Annotated in this window: 17 protein-coding genes; 10 read left to right on the top strand and 7 right to left on the bottom strand. The window is 37.2% G+C overall.

The window, feature by feature from the left end; all coding sequences use genetic code 11:
* Window positions 1-274: 274 nt before the first annotated feature.
* Genes PI20285_RS08840 through PI20285_RS08825 form a run of 4 tightly spaced genes read right to left on the bottom strand, consistent with a single transcriptional unit; the run spans window position 275 to window position 4809 of the window.
* The gene (locus tag PI20285_RS08840) at window positions 275-1744 is read right to left on the bottom strand and encodes an ABC transporter substrate-binding protein (protein WP_057774089.1); all 1470 of its coding nucleotides are present in this window, start codon (window positions 1742-1744) and stop codon (window positions 275-277) included.
* A gap of 23 nt (window positions 1745-1767) precedes the next feature.
* The gene (locus PI20285_RS08835; RefSeq protein ID WP_057774092.1) at window positions 1768-2691 is read right to left on the bottom strand and encodes a carbohydrate ABC transporter permease; all 924 of its coding nucleotides are present in this window, start codon (window positions 2689-2691) and stop codon (window positions 1768-1770) included.
* Between the two features lie 16 nt (window positions 2692-2707).
* Window positions 2708-3682, bottom strand: a complete 975-nt coding sequence (locus PI20285_RS08830; RefSeq protein ID WP_082623293.1) for an ABC transporter permease — start codon at window positions 3680-3682, stop codon at window positions 2708-2710.
* Window positions 3683-3702: 20 nt separating this feature from the next.
* The gene (locus PI20285_RS08825; protein WP_057774094.1) at window positions 3703-4809 is read right to left on the bottom strand and encodes an ABC transporter ATP-binding protein; all 1107 of its coding nucleotides are present in this window, start codon (window positions 4807-4809) and stop codon (window positions 3703-3705) included.
* Window positions 4810-5189: 380 nt separating this feature from the next.
* On the opposite strand from PI20285_RS08825, the gene PI20285_RS08820 reads away from it, so the two are divergent.
* Both PI20285_RS08820 and PI20285_RS08815 read left to right on the top strand, forming a co-directional pair.
* Window positions 5190-7943 (top strand): sigma 54-interacting transcriptional regulator, encoded by a 2754-nt coding sequence (locus PI20285_RS08820; protein ID WP_057774097.1) that lies wholly within the window; start codon window positions 5190-5192, stop codon window positions 7941-7943.
* A gap of 86 nt (window positions 7944-8029) precedes the next feature.
* Window positions 8030-8548, top strand: a complete 519-nt coding sequence (locus PI20285_RS08815; RefSeq protein ID WP_057774098.1) for a PTS sugar transporter subunit IIB — start codon at window positions 8030-8032, stop codon at window positions 8546-8548.
* 139 nt (window positions 8549-8687) lie between these two features.
* Here PI20285_RS08815 and PI20285_RS08810 read toward each other — a convergent pair whose 3' ends face one another.
* Window positions 8688-9917, bottom strand: coding sequence for an IS110 family RNA-guided transposase (locus tag PI20285_RS08810; protein WP_057775612.1), 1230 nt, complete (start codon window positions 9915-9917; stop codon window positions 8688-8690).
* A 349-nt stretch (window positions 9918-10266) separates the two neighbouring features.
* Here PI20285_RS08810 and PI20285_RS08805 point away from each other — a divergent pair, with 349 nt between their 5' ends.
* The 8 genes from PI20285_RS08805 (at window position 10267) to PI20285_RS08765 (ending at window position 18152) form a co-directional block, all read left to right on the top strand.
* The gene (locus PI20285_RS08805; protein ID WP_057775593.1) at window positions 10267-10743 is read left to right on the top strand and encodes a PTS sugar transporter subunit IIB; all 477 of its coding nucleotides are present in this window, start codon (window positions 10267-10269) and stop codon (window positions 10741-10743) included.
* Window positions 10744-10755: 12 nt separating this feature from the next.
* Window positions 10756-11553: a PTS mannose/fructose/sorbose/N-acetylgalactosamine transporter subunit IIC gene (locus tag PI20285_RS08800; RefSeq protein ID WP_420892119.1), complete on the top strand. Its 798-nt coding sequence runs from the start codon at window positions 10756-10758 to the stop codon at window positions 11551-11553.
* Window positions 11543-12277 (top strand): PTS system mannose/fructose/sorbose family transporter subunit IID, encoded by a 735-nt coding sequence (locus PI20285_RS08795; protein ID WP_236698853.1) that lies wholly within the window; start codon window positions 11543-11545, stop codon window positions 12275-12277. The genes PI20285_RS08800 and PI20285_RS08795 overlap by 11 nt, the downstream gene beginning before the upstream one ends.
* A 56-nt stretch (window positions 12278-12333) precedes the next feature.
* On the top strand, window positions 12334-12591 hold the full coding sequence (locus tag PI20285_RS08790) for a transposase (RefSeq protein WP_063698079.1): 258 nt from the start codon (window positions 12334-12336) through the stop codon (window positions 12589-12591).
* Window positions 12576-13460 carry an IS3 family transposase gene (locus tag PI20285_RS08785; RefSeq protein ID WP_105782154.1) on the top strand — a complete coding sequence of 295 codons (885 nt, stop codon included), beginning with the start codon at window positions 12576-12578 and terminating at the stop codon, window positions 13458-13460. The genes PI20285_RS08790 and PI20285_RS08785 overlap by 16 nt, the downstream gene beginning before the upstream one ends.
* Window positions 13461-13756: 296 nt before the next feature.
* Window positions 13757-14173: a PTS sugar transporter subunit IIA gene (locus PI20285_RS08775; RefSeq protein ID WP_057773942.1), complete on the top strand. Its 417-nt coding sequence runs from the start codon at window positions 13757-13759 to the stop codon at window positions 14171-14173.
* Window positions 14166-15869 (top strand): glycoside hydrolase family 13 protein, encoded by a 1704-nt coding sequence (locus PI20285_RS08770; protein WP_057773944.1) that lies wholly within the window; start codon window positions 14166-14168, stop codon window positions 15867-15869. Before PI20285_RS08775 ends, PI20285_RS08770 begins: the two co-directional genes overlap by 8 nt.
* Window positions 15870-15893: 24 nt before the next feature.
* The gene (locus PI20285_RS08765) at window positions 15894-18152 is read left to right on the top strand and encodes a glycoside hydrolase family 31 protein (RefSeq protein WP_057773946.1); all 2259 of its coding nucleotides are present in this window, start codon (window positions 15894-15896) and stop codon (window positions 18150-18152) included.
* Window positions 18153-18244: 92 nt separating this feature from the next.
* Here PI20285_RS08765 and PI20285_RS08760 read toward each other — a convergent pair whose 3' ends face one another.
* Together PI20285_RS08760 and PI20285_RS08755 are read right to left on the bottom strand one after the other, a co-directional pair.
* Window positions 18245-18685 carry a type II toxin-antitoxin system HicB family antitoxin gene (locus PI20285_RS08760; protein WP_231908624.1) on the bottom strand — a complete coding sequence of 147 codons (441 nt, stop codon included), beginning with the start codon at window positions 18683-18685 and terminating at the stop codon, window positions 18245-18247.
* Entirely contained in the window at window positions 18682-18882 is a 201-nt protein-coding gene (locus PI20285_RS08755) for a type II toxin-antitoxin system HicA family toxin (protein WP_057773948.1), read from the bottom strand. Before PI20285_RS08755 ends, PI20285_RS08760 begins: the two co-directional genes overlap by 4 nt.
* Between the last annotated feature and the right edge of the window lie 171 nt (window positions 18883-19053).

The following is a 19053-nucleotide window of genomic DNA, read 5'->3' as shown; positions in this document are numbered from 1 at the left end:
TTGCGTTCGCAAAATTTTATTCTCGGTACGGATGTCCATCCTCGCTAACCGCTAAAGCGCTAAGTTGGACTGGCCCTCCTCGTAGATTAAGACTATTTGGCGTTCGCAAAATCTTATTTTCGGTACGGATGTCCATCCTCGCTAAATGCTAAAGCATTAAGTCGGACTGGCCCTCCTCGTAGATTAAGACTATTTGGCATTTGCAGAATTTCATGCTGGCCTATGTATGGAGCTGATCAGCCGTTAAACTGACCAGCTCGAATGATACTTATATTTATTTTTGAGCCTTTAAGAACTTGTCATATTGGGTTTGTAATTCTTTTTGAACTTCGGCATAGCCTGCTGATTTCAAGGCTTTGTTCATTTGCTTGATCGTTGCTTTAGGTTCTGCAGTCCCCGTATTAAGGATATCCCCATACTGATCCATCACATTTTGAATATTAGTAATTTGAGTTTTGATTTTTGATATGTCAGGGTTAAAACCTAAAATTGGTGATTCTTTAGCCGTTTTAATCGTGTTATCACGGGTTGCAATTTCTTTGTCGGTAACATCGGTTGTTGTGTATAAAATCTGGTTATTACCAGTCATCCAAGCGCCCATACTTTCGTCTGCTTTATAACCGGGTAAAAGTTTGATTTTATCAGCATCACCGGTCTTTTCCCAAGCCTTGCCTTCTTCACCCCAAACTAGGCCATTCAATAAGTCGGGATCGCTATTTAACAGACCAAGGACTTTAACAGATAGGGTTTTGTTCTTTGAAGCATTTCCAACGACCCAGTTAAACATTTGCGCATTTCCGGTTGCCTTTAAAGGAGTGGTAATTTCTTTAGTAACAATGGCATCTTTACTTCCTGCGGCTGTGTTTAAAGCTTGATCGCCGTAATCATATGGCCCTTGGGCTTCTTGACGCGCAAACCATGTCTTGCTATCCAATAGATATTCTTTAGTACTTGTTGCAGCATCTTGGGCGATATATCCTTTTTTATAGTAACTATGCAAAGCTTCCAAATTTTCTAACATCTGAGCTGAATTATATTGATTGACAATTTTTGTGGGATCTCCGTTAGAAGAAGTATCTACCGCAAAAGGAAGTCGACTTGAGAGCGGATAATCAAAGTCAGCAGCTGATTTGAAACCTTTCACAGCAGCAAATCCGACAACGTTAGGTTCGTTAGCATGGAACTTCTTCAAAGCAGATTCTAAATCACTGTATGAAGAAACTTTGCTGATATCGATGTCATATTTATCAAGGTAATATTTGTTGAATGCAATAGTTTCGGTTGTTGAGACATTTGCATTGACCGGTAAAGCGTACAGTTTGCCATTAACTTTGTTTCCCTTGATATACGCTGAATCTAAATTTTTATAAGCTTTGGATGCATATTTTGGAAGCAATTCAGTTAAGTCAGCGTAAGCCCCTTTTTGAGCATTTAGTGTGTAGTTATCCGCCTTTGCAATATCATAGGCTTCACCTGAAGAAACAATGACGGCCATTTTCTGTGCATAATCCCCATAACCAATGTAATTAATTTTGAGTTTAGCGTTATATTTCTTTTCGATGGTTTTGTTGGCCTTTTTTATTAAGGTGTCATAATTTTTAGGCTTTTCTCCAATTTGATACATCGTTAACGTTTTAGTGCCACCTGAATTGTCGTCTGCTTGTTTGGATGAACAACCAGCAACACTCAATGCAACGCCCATCAGTGCCACTCCTGTAAGTAAAAGCTTTGTAATTTTCTTCATATGTTTAGTTCCCCTTTATTAAATTATTCTTTTACACCGCCAATAGTTAGCCCTTTGACAAAGTATTTCTGGAAAAATGGATAGCTGAGCGCAATTGGCAAAATGGAAATGACAACCATGGCCATTCGCGTTGCCTCTTGCGGAATCCTGGCAGCCCCACCAGCGTATTGAGCGCTTTGGGATGCGTTTTGTGACAGCATTTGAATGTTAGATTGAATCTTCATTAGTAAATACTGTAAAGGTACCAGGTGCGAATCCTGGATATACAGTAACGCGTTAAACCAATCGTTCCAGTAGCCTAGCGCCGCGAATAGACTGATAGTAGCAATTCCTGGAACTGCCAATGGTAAAACGATGCGAGCAAAGATCCGTAGTTCACCAGCTCCGTCAATCCGGGCGGCTTCGATAATCGACTCGTTTACCTGACGTTTGAAGAAGGTTCGCATGACGATGATGTTAAACGGACTGACCGCCATGGGTAGGATTAACGCCCAGATAGTATCTTTTAACTGAAGCAGATTGGTCATGACGATATAGTTAGCGACCATTCCGGGCGTAAACAGCATCGTAATTAAGCAAAAAATGGTAAAAAACTTTTTGTATTTAAAGCTTGTCCGTGAAATCGAGTAGGCATAAGTAGAGGTGAAAGTAGCATTAACTAGCGTACCGAATACCGTTACTAGTATGGAGATGCCAAGCGCGTTTAGCAGTTGTCCACTCATGGTGGCTAGATATTCATAGCCGGCCAAACTCCAATGTTCAGGCCAAAATTGATAACCGTTAGACACTAAGGAATTTTCGCTAGACAGTGAGATGATCACAATAAAGATTAAAGGTAGTAAACATGTCAGTGCGAAAAGTCCGATCACAATGTTGAAAAATAAATTTGTTTTTGGGCCAAAGTTACGGACCTCCACAGTAGAAATGTGTTTTTTGCGTTGCGCCAATGACAACACCTCCTATTTAGAATAAGGCTGAGTCTGAATCAACTTTTCGCACAATCGCGTTACTAATCATTAGAAGGACAAAACCGACTAAAGATTGATAAAGTGCCGCGGCGCTCGACATGCCGATGTCACCAGTTGAGGTCAATCCGTTATAGATGTATGTATCTAAAACTGAAGTGACATTGTAGAGGCTGCCGGAGTTTTGAGGAACTTGATAGAAGAGACCAAAATCAGCACGGAAGATATTCCCAATAGCCAAAATGGTCATCAAAGTCATCAAAGGAATCAGGGCGGGAATGGTAACGTGTTTGATCTGCTGCCATTTATTTGCGCCGTCAATTTCAGCAGCTTCATAAAGGGTGGGATCAACGCCCATAGCACTGGCAAAATACAAAATACTGTTATAACCAATGCTTTTCCATGTTCCAATAAACAGTAAGATAAACGGCCAATATTTGGGGGCGTTGTACCAACTAATTGCTTCACCGCCACTGCCCGTGATTAATGAATTAATCAAACCTTGATTGGGACTGATAAACGCATAGACGAAGTAGCTGATGACAACCCAAGATAGAAAGTAAGGAAGTAGCATAGAAGTTTGATAGACTTTGATCAGTTTTTTGTTTCGTAACTGACTCATGACAACCGCAAAAAATACAGAAATGATTAGGTTTAAAACGATGAAGCCTAAGTTATAAAGCACTGTATTTCGTGTGATAATCCACGCTGCGTTTGAAGAAAATAAAAATTCAAAGTTTTTAAATCCAACCCAGGGGCTACTTTGTAAACTTGCAATAAAACCTTCGGGTGAAAAATGAAAGTTTTTGAAAGCTACGACATTTGCCATGATCGGGATGTAGAAGAAGAAAATCATCCAGATGGCACCTGGAATGGCAAACAAAAGTAGCGGACCATTACTTTTAATTCGTGTAATTAATTTTGGTTTAGGTGGCTTTTTTTGTGTGAGTTGAGGAACGGCAGTATTTTGCATATTTTGCTCCTTTCTAACGATTATGCGATGGTTTCTTGAGTATCCTGGTCAAAGAAATGGGCACGACTCATTTCGAAAGCCATTTGGACATTTTCTCCGGGACGGTGGTGGTCTTGAGCGTTAACTCTAGCCACGAATTCGGTATCCCCGACCCTTGAGTAGAGCATGGATTCCACCCCAAGCAACTCGGAAACTTCTACCTTGGCTTGGACAGTTGCATTTGGCAAAGTGGCCACAATTTCTTCATTAGTGTGAATATCTTCAGATCGGATTCCTACTGTCAAAAGTTTGTCGGCATAACCTTTATCTTGTAATTTCGTTAATTTATTTGTTGGAAGGCTGAGCGTAATTGCGTTGTCAGCCGTTGTAATTTTGCCCTCATGTAAAGTTGCCTCAAAGAAATTCATCGAAGGGGAACCCATGAAACCGGCTACAAATTGATTGACAGGTTGGTTATATAATTCTGCCGGTGTTCCCACTTGCTGAATTGTGCCGTGATTAGTGATGACGATTCGGTCTGCCATGGTCATCGCTTCAACCTGATCATGGGTGACATAAATCATATTTGTTTTTAAACGTTGATGAAGTTGAGCAATTTGTGCGCGCATTGAAACGCGAAGTTTGGCATCTAAGTTTGATAAGGGTTCATCAAGTAAGAATAGTTTTGCTTCTCGAACAATTGCACGTCCCAATGCCACTCGCTGACGTTGTCCTCCAGATAAAGCTGCCGGTTTGCGCTGTAGGAAACCCTCAAGGCCTAGAATTTCAGCAGCGTTTGCAACGCGTTTTCTTATCTCATCTTTTTTAATGTGTTGAATTTTCAGTCCAAAGGCCATATTGTCGTAGACGGTCATGTTGGGATAGAGCGCATAATTTTGAAATACCATTGCGATGTCCCGATCTTTGGGTGCCAAATTGTTGATAACTGTGCCGTCCATTTTTAACTCACCATTTGTGATGTCTTCAAGACCTGCAATCATGCGAATTGTCGTTGACTTACCACAACCAGAAGGGCCAACAAAGACGATAAATTCGTGATCGTGAATGGTTAAATTAAAATCAGAAACTGAGTAATTGTCATTACCTGAGTATTTTTTATAAATGTGTTCTAAGTTGATTTCAACCATATTTGTTTCTCCTTTACATAAGGTTTAACTAATCCATATCAGAAGAATATCAAAGTATACACACACTAGCAACATATTTGATTATCGTTATCATAAACGTTTGTTTATATAAAGAACGAATTAAATGGTTTATTTAATGGTAAATGCGAATTAGTTTAGTGATAGCAACATTTATAATGATTTTGGGAGTAAAAGATTAGAATAAATATATTTCTAAAAGTGCAATATTTAAATCCATAAGGTCGACATTATATGTATTTTTTAAAAACTAAAATAATCATTTTAGTTATACATTCCAATTTTACTTAATCTTTTTAGAGCAAGTTATGATAACATTGAAAGTATTATGAAACGTTTTCAAAAAAGGAAGTGGCGCTATTTTGGATAATAAGCGACTAAAGACAAATCGAGAAAAAGTAATTGAAAGTTTAAAAGAATTAAGCCTAGCGCTATTGGACTCGAAAGCGTTAGGAGTTTCGGCTAATACAATTGCAAAAAAAATAGATATTCAGCGTAGTACAGTCAGCCTATATTTGAATGAACTTGTTAGAAATAACGAAGCGATCAAGATTAATACCCGTCCTGTTTACTTTTTGGATGCAAATTTCTATCAAAAAAATAAAGATAAGCTATCAAGAGTTACAGAATATATTCAGGATAAAGAAAGTGAAAAAATTAATCGTGATCCTTTTGATGACTTGGTGGGTAGCGAAGGTAGTTTGAAGGATGTGGTTGATCAATTAAAATCGGCTGTCATTTATCCACCAAGGGGACTATCCACACTCTTAGTGGGAGACTCAGGGGTTGGTAAGAGTTTTATTGCGCAATTAGCTTATAAATTTGCCCAGCAAAAAGGACTGGTCAAAGGAAAATGGGTGGTCCTTAATTGTGCAGAATATGCTGACAATCCCGAATTGTTGTCGAGTATTTTATTTGGTAACGTAAAAGGTGCTTTTACGGGAGCAGAAACAGATAAAAGTGGCTTGTTGAAAGCCGCGGAGGACGGATATCTTTTTTTGGATGAGGTCCACAGGTTAACTCCTGAGAATCAGGAAAAACTATTCCAATATATGGATAGTGGCACTTATCGACGAGTTGGCGAAACTGACCAAGTGCATACATCAAATGCCAGATTAATCTTTGCCACTACTGAAAAGCAAAACGCAGATTTTTTACAAACGTTTTTACGGCGCATTCCTCTTGTGATTCAAATACCAGATTTTCAAGAACGAACACGGAAAGAACGAATTGATTTAATTACGATGCTGTTTTTTAAGGAAGCTACAACAATTCAGCGGAACTTATACATTGCTTCTGAGGTGGTGCAAGTTCTTATTCAAAACGTCGATAAGGGTAACGTTGGAAAATTAGCCAGTATCGTTAAACTATCATGTGCTGAGGCTTTATTGCGCGCGGGATCTGGAGAAACAGATATTCACATAAAATTGGATAGTTTACCAAATGACTTTTTGCGCACAACCACGGTACAGGACATTTCAACAACCAAAGATTACAAAATCCAGATTCAGTTTAAATCCGAAAAAATTAAAAGCCGCAATACAATCGAACGGGATCATCTTTACCAATTTACGGAGAAACTTATTCAAACCGTCTTGCAGTATGGATCAAACAAAATAACGAAGCACGAGTTTTATAATCAGATTGGTAATGTAGAGAATGGGTTAATTGATTATATTTCGTTTGAATTGCGAATAATAAAAACCAATGCTTTTTCTGAATATGTAGAACAAACGTTAAAAAGTATCTTAGCTAATTTATATGTAAATATCGGAATTAGTCAATTTAATAGCAGTGCAAATTTACTAACTAAGCTGATCATTTACATTAATGATTATGAGGATGATCAAGAAATTAAAAGCCTTGATCAAACTGTCCTGATTCTTAGACAAAAGTTTGCTGATGAAATGAAATTAACTGACCGAATTGTGAGTGCCAGCGAAAAGCAATTTGATGTTCACAATAAGGCGTTATATCAAATTTTAGTTTTCACGTTTATTTATTCTCAGAACCAAAAAATGGTTGATCGAGAAACCAATGCGGTAATTATTACCCATGGGTATTCAACGGCTGAGAGTTTGGCTTCAACCGTTAACCGCTTGCTAGGAAGTTATGTTTATGAAAGTTTTGATATGCCTTTGGATGCTAGTGTTGATGATATTGTACGTGAAATAAAAGCGTATTTTAAAACTGTTGATATTGAAAAACCGCTTGTCATTTTGGTGGATATGGGTTCTTTAAAAGCCTTAGATCAACGCTTGAAAGAGATTTATTCGGGCGCCATTGCTATTATTTCAGGAGTGTCTACTGAAATTGCTTTGGATATTGGGCATAAAGTCCTTCAAAACAATATTGATAAGGAGACACTTGAAAAAAGTGCTGTGGGCGCAATCCCTAAAGTTACAGTTGTTGAGCCAATTAAGCGTGAAAACGTAATTTTGACAACATGCATTACAGGAATCGGAGCGGCAACTTACTTACAGAAATTGATCCAGAATAATACACACGGAGAAATTACTGTTATTTCAAAAGATTTTTATGAACTCAAAAAAAACGGGACAGCAGATCCGTTGTTTGAAAAGTATCATGTAAAAATCATTGTTGGCACAGATGATCCATGTATTTCGGAAATCCCATATTTATCTGTAGAAGGTTTAATAAATCGAGATGTGGGTGATCCAGTGTTTTTGACAGCATTTCCAAATGTGTTTACAACAGAAAGTTTGGCACGAATGAACAGCAGTATTGTGCGTGCATTCACTGTTGATAATATTGCGAATAATATGGCCGCTTTGGATCCAACTGTGACAGTTGCACAGGTAGAAGGCTGTGTGACAAAGCTGGAACGAAGCTTAGGAACTAAGATGGATGTTTATCTGAAAATTAGTCTATACATGCATCTCTGTTTTATGTTTGAGCGGGTTGTTCAAGGAGAACCTAACTTAGATTATCATGATGTAGATAAATTTTCACAGTGTTATGGACACTTCATTGAAATTACAAAAGATGCGCTTAGTGATATGCAACACTACTATAGTGTTAAGATACCGGTTTCAGAGATTGGTTTTATTTTCGATATTTTAAAAAATAGAGTAGATCTATCAAATATAGAATAGCTGAGAGCGTGGGATTTGTGCGTCTTTTAAGAAAAGGCTTACACTAATTGGCACGCTTTTTGCTTATATAAAGGTGAGGACAAAAAATGAATGAACAACAAAGAAAAGTTATTTTTCGAGTGGATAATCGTTTGGTACATGGACAGATTGCTGTTAACTGGAAGCAAGCCTATCAATTTAGTGCAATTATTGTTCCGGATAATGAATTAGCACATGACCGATTGAATCAAGCGATAATGAAAATGGCCATTACAGCAGCTAACTTAAAGGGTTACTTTGTGAGTGTTGATGAAGCACCTGACACTATAAAACAACTCTCAGTTGTTCATCCTAGTTTTTTGTTGGACAGACAGGCAAAGGATTCCATATTTGTTGTTTGTCGAACACCAGCAGTTGCGAGAAAACTGATTGAAGGAGGGGTAAAAGCTGATTCGGTAACATTATGGAATATGTTTAATCAGCCAGGTAAACAAAAAGTTAACGGTGTAGTTTATATGGATCAAGAGGATTTAGATGATGTCAAAGCTATTAAAGGAACCGGAGTATCAGTAGCTATCCAAGAAACACCATATTCAAAAAAGATTTCCGTACCTGATAGTTTTTAAAAGCCTTGTGGTAATAAGTCAAGTATGTAAAAAGCTTTGTTTTTATTATTAATCAGTTCTTGAGAGTATAGCTTCCCCAGCCCACTAAAACAGTTAATTTAGCGGGTTAAGAAGGGACTCAGTATCGTAAACTCGAAAGCTATACCACTTTGGGTGGTATATAAAATTGATGGTTTCTAAGCAAGACTTCCACCAATCTTACAAGCTTTCGTGCCGTCAAGACAATAGCTCGACGATGACGATACTTGGGTACCTCTTCATATTTTTTGTGGTAATAGCGTTGGTAAGTAACATCATAACGTCTTATCGAGTTGGCAGCTTCAACTAGATAATAACGAAGATATTGATTACCCTTACGAGTTCGTGGTGTAGCTTGACGAACGCTTGTGCCTGATTCATGTGGTAACCAAGCCAGGCCAGCATACTTGGCAATATGACTTTCATCGGGAAAACGTTCAATTTGACCAATTTCTGCCACAATACCAGCCGCATAAACTGGGCCAATACCGGGAACACTAGTTAAACAATTGATATCTGTGATTTGAGTAGATATCTGTGTAATTGTTTTATCCAAAACTTGGATTTGTTTTTTTAACATCCGAATTTCATTCGCATAGACCGCCAAAATTTCATCAACAGAATCTGTTACGACTTTTGATAGGCGATAAGAAGAACGGGTTGCTTTCTTAATAGCTTTAGCAACGGCTTCGGCATCACCAAACTTACCGTGAGCTAACTGTTGAAGATGGGTGACTAATTCATCAAGAGGTAGCGCCGCTGCCTCGTCCAAGGTTAACTCTTCATCAGTAATTAGGGTCATCATAGTTGAACCAAAAACGGATGTTGGCAGCTCCCGTTCTAACGTATTACAACGATAATAAAGATTATTCAAAAAATGATTTTTAGAATCAGTCATTTGTTTAACCAAGTGATAACGTTCCCGTGTTAGACGTTGCAAAGCCACATAGTTTTCTTGGCGAGCAACTGAAGTTCCCAGTGGTTTGATCCGTAACAAATCAGCTAATTGTTTGGCATCAATCGCATCCGTCTTACCATCATCAAATAACTGGCTAAAATGATGTGACGTATAGGGGTTAATGGTGATAACCGATAAGCCTAAGGCTTGTAACTCGCTATCTTCGGCGAAAAAAGTCATCGGATGAAAATTATAGACCGAGGTGGCTTCCATACCAACAGTTATCTTTTCATAATGGTGGGTTTTAGTCTCAGTTAAGATTACCTGTTTAATTTTAACGGCACCATTAAGATCATTAGTAGTTTCATCTTGAAAACGGCAATGTTGATCAGAATCTAAAGCACAAAAGTCTAATTTATTTTTACCAACATCAATACCTAAATATAAATTCATAGGATAGGACCTCCTTTCACTTTGAATTAATTGGATAAGCTTAGGTGCTGCGTGATGTTCCCTAATTCCAACTCTAACGGGCATCCTCGCAATATAAGAAGACTAGATTAAAAGATTCAGCTGCGTGTCACGCGAGTGAACACGAATTAAATTAATCGCTACAGCTTGTGGTTTGCGGTGTTTCGAATTGTCTGGGCGGCGCGCTTATAACGTAGATAATCTACAGGAGATGAAAGCCTATACCAGTTGGACCTAAATCCAATGAACAATTAGAGAATATCACGCAACATCTAAGTAGGGAATAGTAAATAACAAAGTTTCAAATTATATAATACGAGGAGAGGATAAAATGCCAGTAGTATTAGCTCGAGTAGATCAACGCCTGATTCATGGGTTAATCGTAAATCAATGGGCACAGTCATTAAATGCTAAACGATTTATGGTTGTAGATGATGTTGTTAGTCAAAATGAGGATTTAAAAGCAAGCATGCGTATGTCTAAGCCTGCAGGAACCGGAATGTCAATTATTAATACGGAAAAAGCAATTACTAATTTTAATAACGGCAATTATGATGCGCAACGGGTTTTTGTTTTAGTAAAAGAACCAAGTAAATTATTGGAATTAATAGATGCGGGAATTAAAATTCCTAAGGTGAATTTAGGTATCATGTTTGCGGAAGATGGTAGAACGCCATTGACTAAATTTGTTGCATTAAATGATCAGGAAAAAGCGGATATTAAAAAGATTCAAGATAAAGGTGTACCGGTCACAATTCAGTATGTACCGGCCGATCCTGAGGAAGATATAAATAAGTATCTCAAATAAAGGGGTGTAGTTATTATGCAATTAATTCAAGATTTACTTATTATTTTGTTAGCAGCTTGGATGTGTATTGATCAAAATGGTCTTGTTATTGTTTCCTATTTCCCAGTTATTGTTGGTTTTATTACTGGTTTAATCATGGGAGATATTACAACAGCAATGTATATTGCTGGAACTTTTGAACTTATGCAATTAGGTGTTGCGAACCTTGGTGGTTCATCGATGCCTAATTATGGGCTTGCGACAATTATTGGTGCACTTCTGGCTATTCGAACAGGAACTGGTGTAAAAACTGGGATTGCAGTTGGATTGCCAGTTGGTATGTTAGCTATTCAATTGGATGTATTTATTAAGATTATTAACCAATTTATTCAAAGAAGAATGGAACGTCTTAATCATGAACATAACTGGAAAGCTATGTTGCGTCAGCCTTTATATGGTGTTGGTTTGTTTGGACTAGAAACAGGAATTCCAACAGCTATTCTAGTCTTCCTTGGACCAACTGCTGTTAATGTGATTCTCAAATGGTTACCTGAGTGGTTTACAAATGGACTAACGATTGCTGGTGGATTGTTGCCAGTTGTCGGTGTTGCGATGTTGTTACATTATATGCCTACTCAAAAATTCTTTACATTCATTATCATTGGGTTTGTATTGACCGCGTATTTGAAAGTACCAATCCTAGGTATTGCTTTAATCGGATTTGGTTGTGCTTATTACTACTTCAATTCAGAGATGAAACGAGCAGATGAAAAGCAGGAAGTCAAAACGGTTGGAACTGTAAATGACCAAGGAGATGATTATGATGAGTGAAAAAGAGATAAAAGAAGAAAATAAAAAATCTGTAATTACTAAGCATGATCTAAATCGTATGGGTGTTCGTTGGTGTTTTATGGGTGTAAATGCCTTTAATTATGAAACACAAGAAGGTCCGGGATACACATATGCTGTAGCACCAGCATTACGTAAAATTTATCCAAATGATGATGATTATGAAAAAGCAATTGCTAACCATTTGAAATATTTCAATACAACTACGGCTATGGCGAATATTTTAATGGGTGCAACGACAGCTATGGAAGAAAAAGAGAGTGTAAAGTCTCTTGATGCTGTACAAGGTCTAAAAACTTCCTTAATGGGACCTTTAGCCGGAATTGCTGATACGTTAATTTGGGTATTGTGGCCAACGATTATTGGTTCAATATCTGGATATATGGCTATAAAGGGAAATCCACTAGGAGCTATTATCTGGTTCTTGTGCAATATCGCGTTTTTCTTTGTAAAAGTTTGGTTTACTAGATTAGGTTATTTCTCAGGAACAAAACTCATTACTTCTCTTGGAGACAGAATTTCTATCTTTACCGAGTCTGCATCGATTATGGGACTTACAGTTGTTGGTGCTTTAATAGCTAGTGTTGTTACTGTTACAACGCCAATTACATTCAAATTTGGAGCAGTTAAAATGGGATTACAAGCTGACATTTTAGATAAAATTATGCCAGCACTACTTCCAGTATTGCTTACATGGTGGATGTAGTATGAATCTATGGACACGATTTAGTATAATGCCATTATAGGAAGGATCGTGTTCTGATGTCTAAACAGAAATACTCAGTTGATTTCAAAAAAATGATCGTTAAACTCTACCAGGATGGCACCTCGGTAGTTGAGCTTACAAATGAATATGGTATTGCAAATGTCACTATTTACAAATGGATCAATTTATACAAAGAGGACAAAGAAACTGGTGCCTCGAAAGCTGATATTTTAGCGCTACAGAAGCGTCTTAATCGGCTTGAAAGTGAGAATGATATCTTAAAAAAAGCCTTAACCATATTCGCCAAAAAGTAAGCTCGGAAGATTGGCAAGCCGCAATCAAACCAAATCTAAAGCAACATCGCATTAAGGAGATCTGTCAGGTACTACAAGTCCCTCGTTCCACGTATTATGATCAACAGAATCATTATATCTCACCACAAGCAGAACATCGAAAGACGCTCTGCCAAGCGATCAAGCGCATTTATTATAATCACCGTCGGGTCTATGGCGCTCCTAAGATTTTAAAGGAATTGAAAAAAGAGGGACTAGCCGCAAGCATCAAGTTAGTTCAGCGTTTAATGCGCCAAATGGAACTTAAATCGATCACCCTAAAGAAGTGGCATTACCAACAAGCAAATAATATCGACGAAGCGAATTATCCGAACCTGCTCGCTCAGGATTTTAGCACGACAGCACCAAATCAAAAATGGTGTGCCGATATCACTTACGTTCACACCAAAGCTGATGGCTGGTGTTATTTATCAAGCATCCAGGATCTGTATTCACGTAAAATCATTGCCCACAAGTTGAGTCGTCACATGACTGCCGATCTAGTGCTCGACACTTTAAAACAAGCTTTTGAAACCAGAAAAGTAACAGACCAGTTGATCATTCATACCGATTTAGGCAGTCAATACCGCAGCACCACCTTTGAAGAACTTCTACGACAACGCCATATCCAGCACTCTTATAGCAAGCGCGGTTGTCCATATGACAATTCAGTTCTGGAGTCATTCCATGCCAGCTTAAAAAAAGAGGAAGTTTATCAGACCCATTACCAAAATTTTGATGAAGCAAATGTGGCTTTATTTAGCTACATTGAGAGCTTTTACAACAATGATCGGATTCATAGTGCCATTGATTATTTAACCCCGAATGAAAAGGAAGAATTAGTCGCTTAAATTATACATAAACGTGTCCGGATTCTTGACTCAGATCCATGGGTTGTGTATAAGCTTATCGGCAATAAAAAATGGACCATGAACAGAATCATTTTACTATTAATTGTATTTGCAATGGTTTGTTCGTTCTTTAATATTTTGAAGTAAACAAAAAAGTGGGACAAAGACTTAGTAGATGCCTGTAAGGCCAATGTTATTGGACTCACAGAAGCTAAAGTGGTTGATTACTTGACCATTCTTTGTTCTACTTTTTTAATTTTAAGGTTCGCTAAATTATGAGAAAGAGGATTTTTATAATGAAAAGACAATTAGTTATCGCATCGCATGGTAAGTTAGCAGAAGGCATGAAAAAAACACTTGAATTTATTGCTGGTCAGCAAACCCAACTAACCGTTATGACGGCATATACTGACAATCAACCTATTGAAGAACAGGTTAAAAAAATAATGTCAGAATTTAAACCAGATGAAGAAGTGGTTATTTTTACCGATATGTTAGCTGGAAGTGTTAATCAAAAATTTTTCCCATATCGTTCAAGACCACATACACAAATTGTCACGGGAATGAATTTACCTGTTGTATTAGCAGTAACAATGGAATCGACAGATGATTATTTAACTTCTCAAAAAATGCGAGAACTAATTGATCAGGCACGGCAACAGCTTGTTTACGTTAATGATATTAATATTGAGGCGGATGATGACGATGAATGAGCCAATTAATTGGTGGAAAAAAAGTGTCGTTTACCAAGTATATCCAAAAAGTTTTAATGATTCCGATGGTGATGGAATTGGTGATTTAAATGGTATTACAGAAAAACTTGATTATATTAAAGAATTAGGCGCAGATATTATTTGGCTTAACCCTATCTATGATTCACCACATGTTGATAATGGTTATGATATTGCAAACTATAGAAAAATTGACTCTAGTTTAGGAAACATGTCTGATTTTGATCGGCTTTTACATTTAGCGCATAAAAAAGGATTGAAAATAATGCTAGATTTAGTGGTTAATCATACTTCTGATCAGCATCCGTGGTTTAAAAAAAGTGAAGAGTCAAAAGAGAATTCCTACCATGATTACTATATTTGGAAAGACCCAGTTGATGGCCACGAGCCGAATAACTGGGGCTCTAGTTTTGGTGGATCTACATGGGAATATGTTGAGGCGGTTGACCAGTATTATTTACATTTGTTTGCAAAACAGCAACCAGATTTAAATTGGGAAAATTCCAACGTTCGAAAAGAAGTGCATGATATTATGCGTTTTTGGCTGGATAAGGGAATTGATGGCTTTCGAATGGATGTCATTAACTTAATTTCAAAGAAACCAGGATTTCCAGATGGACCGATTGTTCAAAACAAAAAGTTTGGTGATTATTATTACGGTGCAGCAAATGGTCCTAAAGTTCACGAGTATTTAAAAGAAATGAACCAAGATGTGCTCAGCAAGTATGATATTGTGACAGTTGGAGAGACTCCCCATACTAATGTAGAAGAAGCAGTAAAATACGTTGATAACAGGCGTCATGAATTAGATATGGTATTTCATTTTGATCATATGCATCTTGACTACGGGAAATATGGAAAGTTTTCAACTAAACGCTTCAAATTAGCAGATTTAAAAGCAGTTTTGAGTAAATGGCAGATAGAAATCTCAAATCACCATGGTTGGAATAGCTTATATTGGAGTAACCATGATCAAGCTCGGGCTGTTTCTAGGTTTGGTGATGATGGTGAGCATCGGGTTGCTTCAGCCAAAATGTTGGGAACATTATTGCATATGATGCAAGGTACGCCCTATGTTTATGAAGGTGAGGAAATTGGAATGACCAATCTTCATAATACACAGATTGCTGATTATAATGATTTAGAAACGTTGGACGTTTATCATCGATTCCGCAATGATTATCATTTGTCCGAAGAAGATACAATGAAAGCTATCCACATGAAATCACGTGACAATGCGAGAACACCCATGCAGTGGGATGATAGCAACAATGCCGGATTTTCTACTTCTAATAGTACATGGTTAAAAGTAAATTCTAACTTTAAAAAGATTAATGTTAAACAGTCAAAAAGTGATTCTAATTCTATTTTTTATTACTATCAAAAGTTAATCAAATTAAGACATGAATATCAAATTGTGACAACAGGTAGTTATCAATTATTAGATAAAGAAAATTCAGATATATTTAGTTACGCACGTGTTGGAGATAACACAACACTTTTAGTTATTTGTAATTTTGCTAAGAAAAAAGTTGATTATCTAGTACCATTAGAATTACGTCATATGCAGCATGAGTTATTAATTAGTAATGGTAAAAAAGATGACTGGAATGTGGCAGGAAACATTAATTTAGAGCCGTATGCAGCAAGAGTATACCTAATAAAGACAGCTAACTAAAATTATCCAAGTCGGAGGTTAAAGATGAATTCTGAAAATATTATTCAAGGCAATAGTTATCGATTTACTGTACTAACAGAGCGTTTGGTCCGATTAGAATATTCTGTTAGCGGTCATTTCGAAGATCGAACCACACAAATGGTTCAAAATCGTCAATTTGATAAACCTGATTTTCAAGTTTTTAAAAATCGAAATAACCATCAAATTGAAATTGTGACAAAGTTTGTTCATCTCTATTATGATGGTGGTGAATTTTCGCCAGCAACTTTGTATATTGATGCAGCTTATAATTATGGAACATACATGAGCCGTTGGTATTTTGGTGAAAAAATTAAGAAGAATTTGAAGGGGACTGCCCGGACGCTGGATAAGGCAGATGGTGAGATTCCACTAGAGGACGGGCTAATGACTAAAGACGGCTTTTCTTATTTAGATGATTCGCAGTCTTTTATTCTTGCTGACAATAAATTTGAAGTTAGAGATTTTCCCGAGATGGATTATTACTATTTTGCGTACGGACATGATTTTGAAGGTACTTTAAAGGATTATTATAAATTAACTGGTGCAACACCACTAATACCACGCTATGCGCTTGGAAACTGGTGGAGTCGGTATTGGCCATACACACAAGACACGTACAAGTCACTGTTTGAGCGTTTTAATAAAGAAAAAATTCCGATTTCTGTTGCTGTGATGGATATGGATTGGCATTTAGTTCATGACGTTCCCGCCCGCTTTGGTAGTGGGTGGACAGGTTACACTTGGAACAAAAAGTTGTTTCCTGACCATCGAAAACTGATTCAATGGTTACACGCTCAAGGCAAACATGTGACTGTAAATGATCATCCGGCGGCTGGAATTCGAGCCTTTGAAAAAGCATATCCACAGGTTGCTAAACGATTAGGGTTAAACGTGGATGCTGAGGAACCAGCTTTGTTTGATTTTCAGAATCCAAAGTATCGAGATGCCTATTTTGAAGATGTGCATCGCCCATTGGAGAAAGACGGAATTGATTTTTGGTGGATTGATTGGCAGCAGGGGCAGAATCGAAGCTCGAAACAAGTAGATCCATTATGGTTGCTTAATCATTATGTTTATCATGATAATGATAAACAACATCCTGGTAATGGGCTGACTCTTTCCCGTTATGGAGGGCCTGGAAGTCATCGATATCCACTTGGCTTTTCTGGAGACACTGTTGCGAGTTGGAAGTCTTTGGCATTTCAGCCATACTTTACTGCGACTGCTTCAAATATTGGGTACACTTGGTGGAGCCATGATATTGGTGGTCATATGAAAGGTGCATATGATAGTGAACTAACATTGAGATGGATGCAGTTTGGTGTTTTCAGTCCCATCAATCGCTTGCATAGTTCTGAGAACCCGTTTATGGGTAAAGAGCCTTGGAACTTTGATGAAAATGTGCGTCAACCGATGATGAAATTTTTGCGTTTGCGTAGTTCATTAGTACCGTATTTAGATACTGCTAATTATTTAACTCATCAAGATGGGAAACCTTTAGTTGAGCCTATGTATTATCAAAATCCAGATGATAAAGAAGCTTATGCTGTTCGTAATCAATATTATTTTGGTAGTGAGTTGATAGTTGCACCAATTACGAGTCCAGCTGATGCTGTTACAGAAGAAGCAGAAACCAAAGCATGGCTGCCAAAAGGTAACTGGTATGATTTCTTTACCGGAGTTAAATACGAAGGCGATACTTATGTCAACGTCCACCGATCACAAGATAATTATCCAGTCTTTGTTAAGGCTGGTGGGATTGTGCCATTGAATTCAAATTATATGGAGAATGTTGAAAACTTGCCAGAAAAACTAGATATTCGTGTTTATCCCGGTCAGGCTAATCAATATATCTTAGTAGAGCATCAAGGGAGTTCTGTTGCCAAAACAATATTTGATTTCGATGGTGAAGCTCGGCTGAATATTAACGTGCAAGATGCAAATCATATTATTCCAGAAAATCGAAAGTTTAATATTCTTGCGTGTGGCAATGTAGCAAACGAACATACCCATACTCAGCAAATTGTTTGGAATGAAAATACTAATTCACAGTCTGTCAAACTAGAATTTCAAACAGATAATGAATTGGTTAAATCATTGGTTTTTGAGAAAATACAACATTCTAAAGTTAGTTTTGATTTAAAGAGTGAAATTTGGAAACAACTCGGTAAAGATACTAACGTAGCGCAAAAAGTTAGTTATTTGAATAGTTTAGGAAATGCGAACTTAGCTGCAATGTTGATTGAACTAGTAATTGCCTGATGCAAACAAAAATCTTCCCGTTAAGGAAGATTTTTTTGTTTAATTATTTTTCGTAATTTGTTTCTGGCCAACTCAATTAAGTTGTCTGTTTTTTAGAGTTCTAGTTTTTCTTCTAAAGCTTCAGTCAGTGTTTCGCTGAAATTAATTCCTTTTTCTTTGGCCGCAGTAGCTAAGGACATTGGAATTGTGACATTTTTTCGTACAGTGACATTTTTAGCTTTACGACGGGCAGCTTTCATATCCACACCGATTAGGTTAACAAGTTTACCTGGATTGGATAATTGAACTTGTTCTACAGGCGTAGGCTTTGGATACTTCGAGTAATCTGGAAGCGCAATGGCTAAAGCGTCAGGAGCATTTTTAATGGCTTCCACCAAGGTTTTACCATCAGTGGCAGTATCGGGAATATCCGGAAAAGTAACGGTATAATAGCCATCGTTATTTTCATTATCAAATACGGCTGGATAAACTACATAATTAGGTTTTGTCATAGTTAATTGAATAAGGTGGGATGGGATTAATTTGTTTGTCATTTGAGACCTGCCTGTCTTAGTATTGAACTATATGTTTTCGGGGGAATCGTGGCCTTCTTAGTTGAATATTTAACAGTAACTTTATGACCATGATCATCAATATAGCGATGATGATCACCGATTTGTCGTTCCCCTAGTTCATGAAAATTGTGGGTTTTAAGCAGCTTCAAAACATCTTTTACTTTAATTTGCGACACCTTATATCCTCCTTATACTTCATTATAATACACGTACGTGCATAAAAAACAAGAACCGAGGTGGCTAAACAATAGTTTTAAAATTTATTGAGTTATTACACACCTTCGTTTTAATAATTACGCAAAAATTTTAAATAATAATTTGTACAAAAAAACTGCCAGAAACAAATT

The sequence above is a fragment of the Pediococcus inopinatus genome (genome assembly GCF_002982135.1).
Lineage (GTDB): Bacteria > Bacillota > Bacilli > Lactobacillales > Lactobacillaceae > Pediococcus > Pediococcus inopinatus.
The sequence above is the reverse complement of the archived record's forward strand: the minus strand, read 5'-3'. Positions and strand labels throughout refer to the sequence as shown.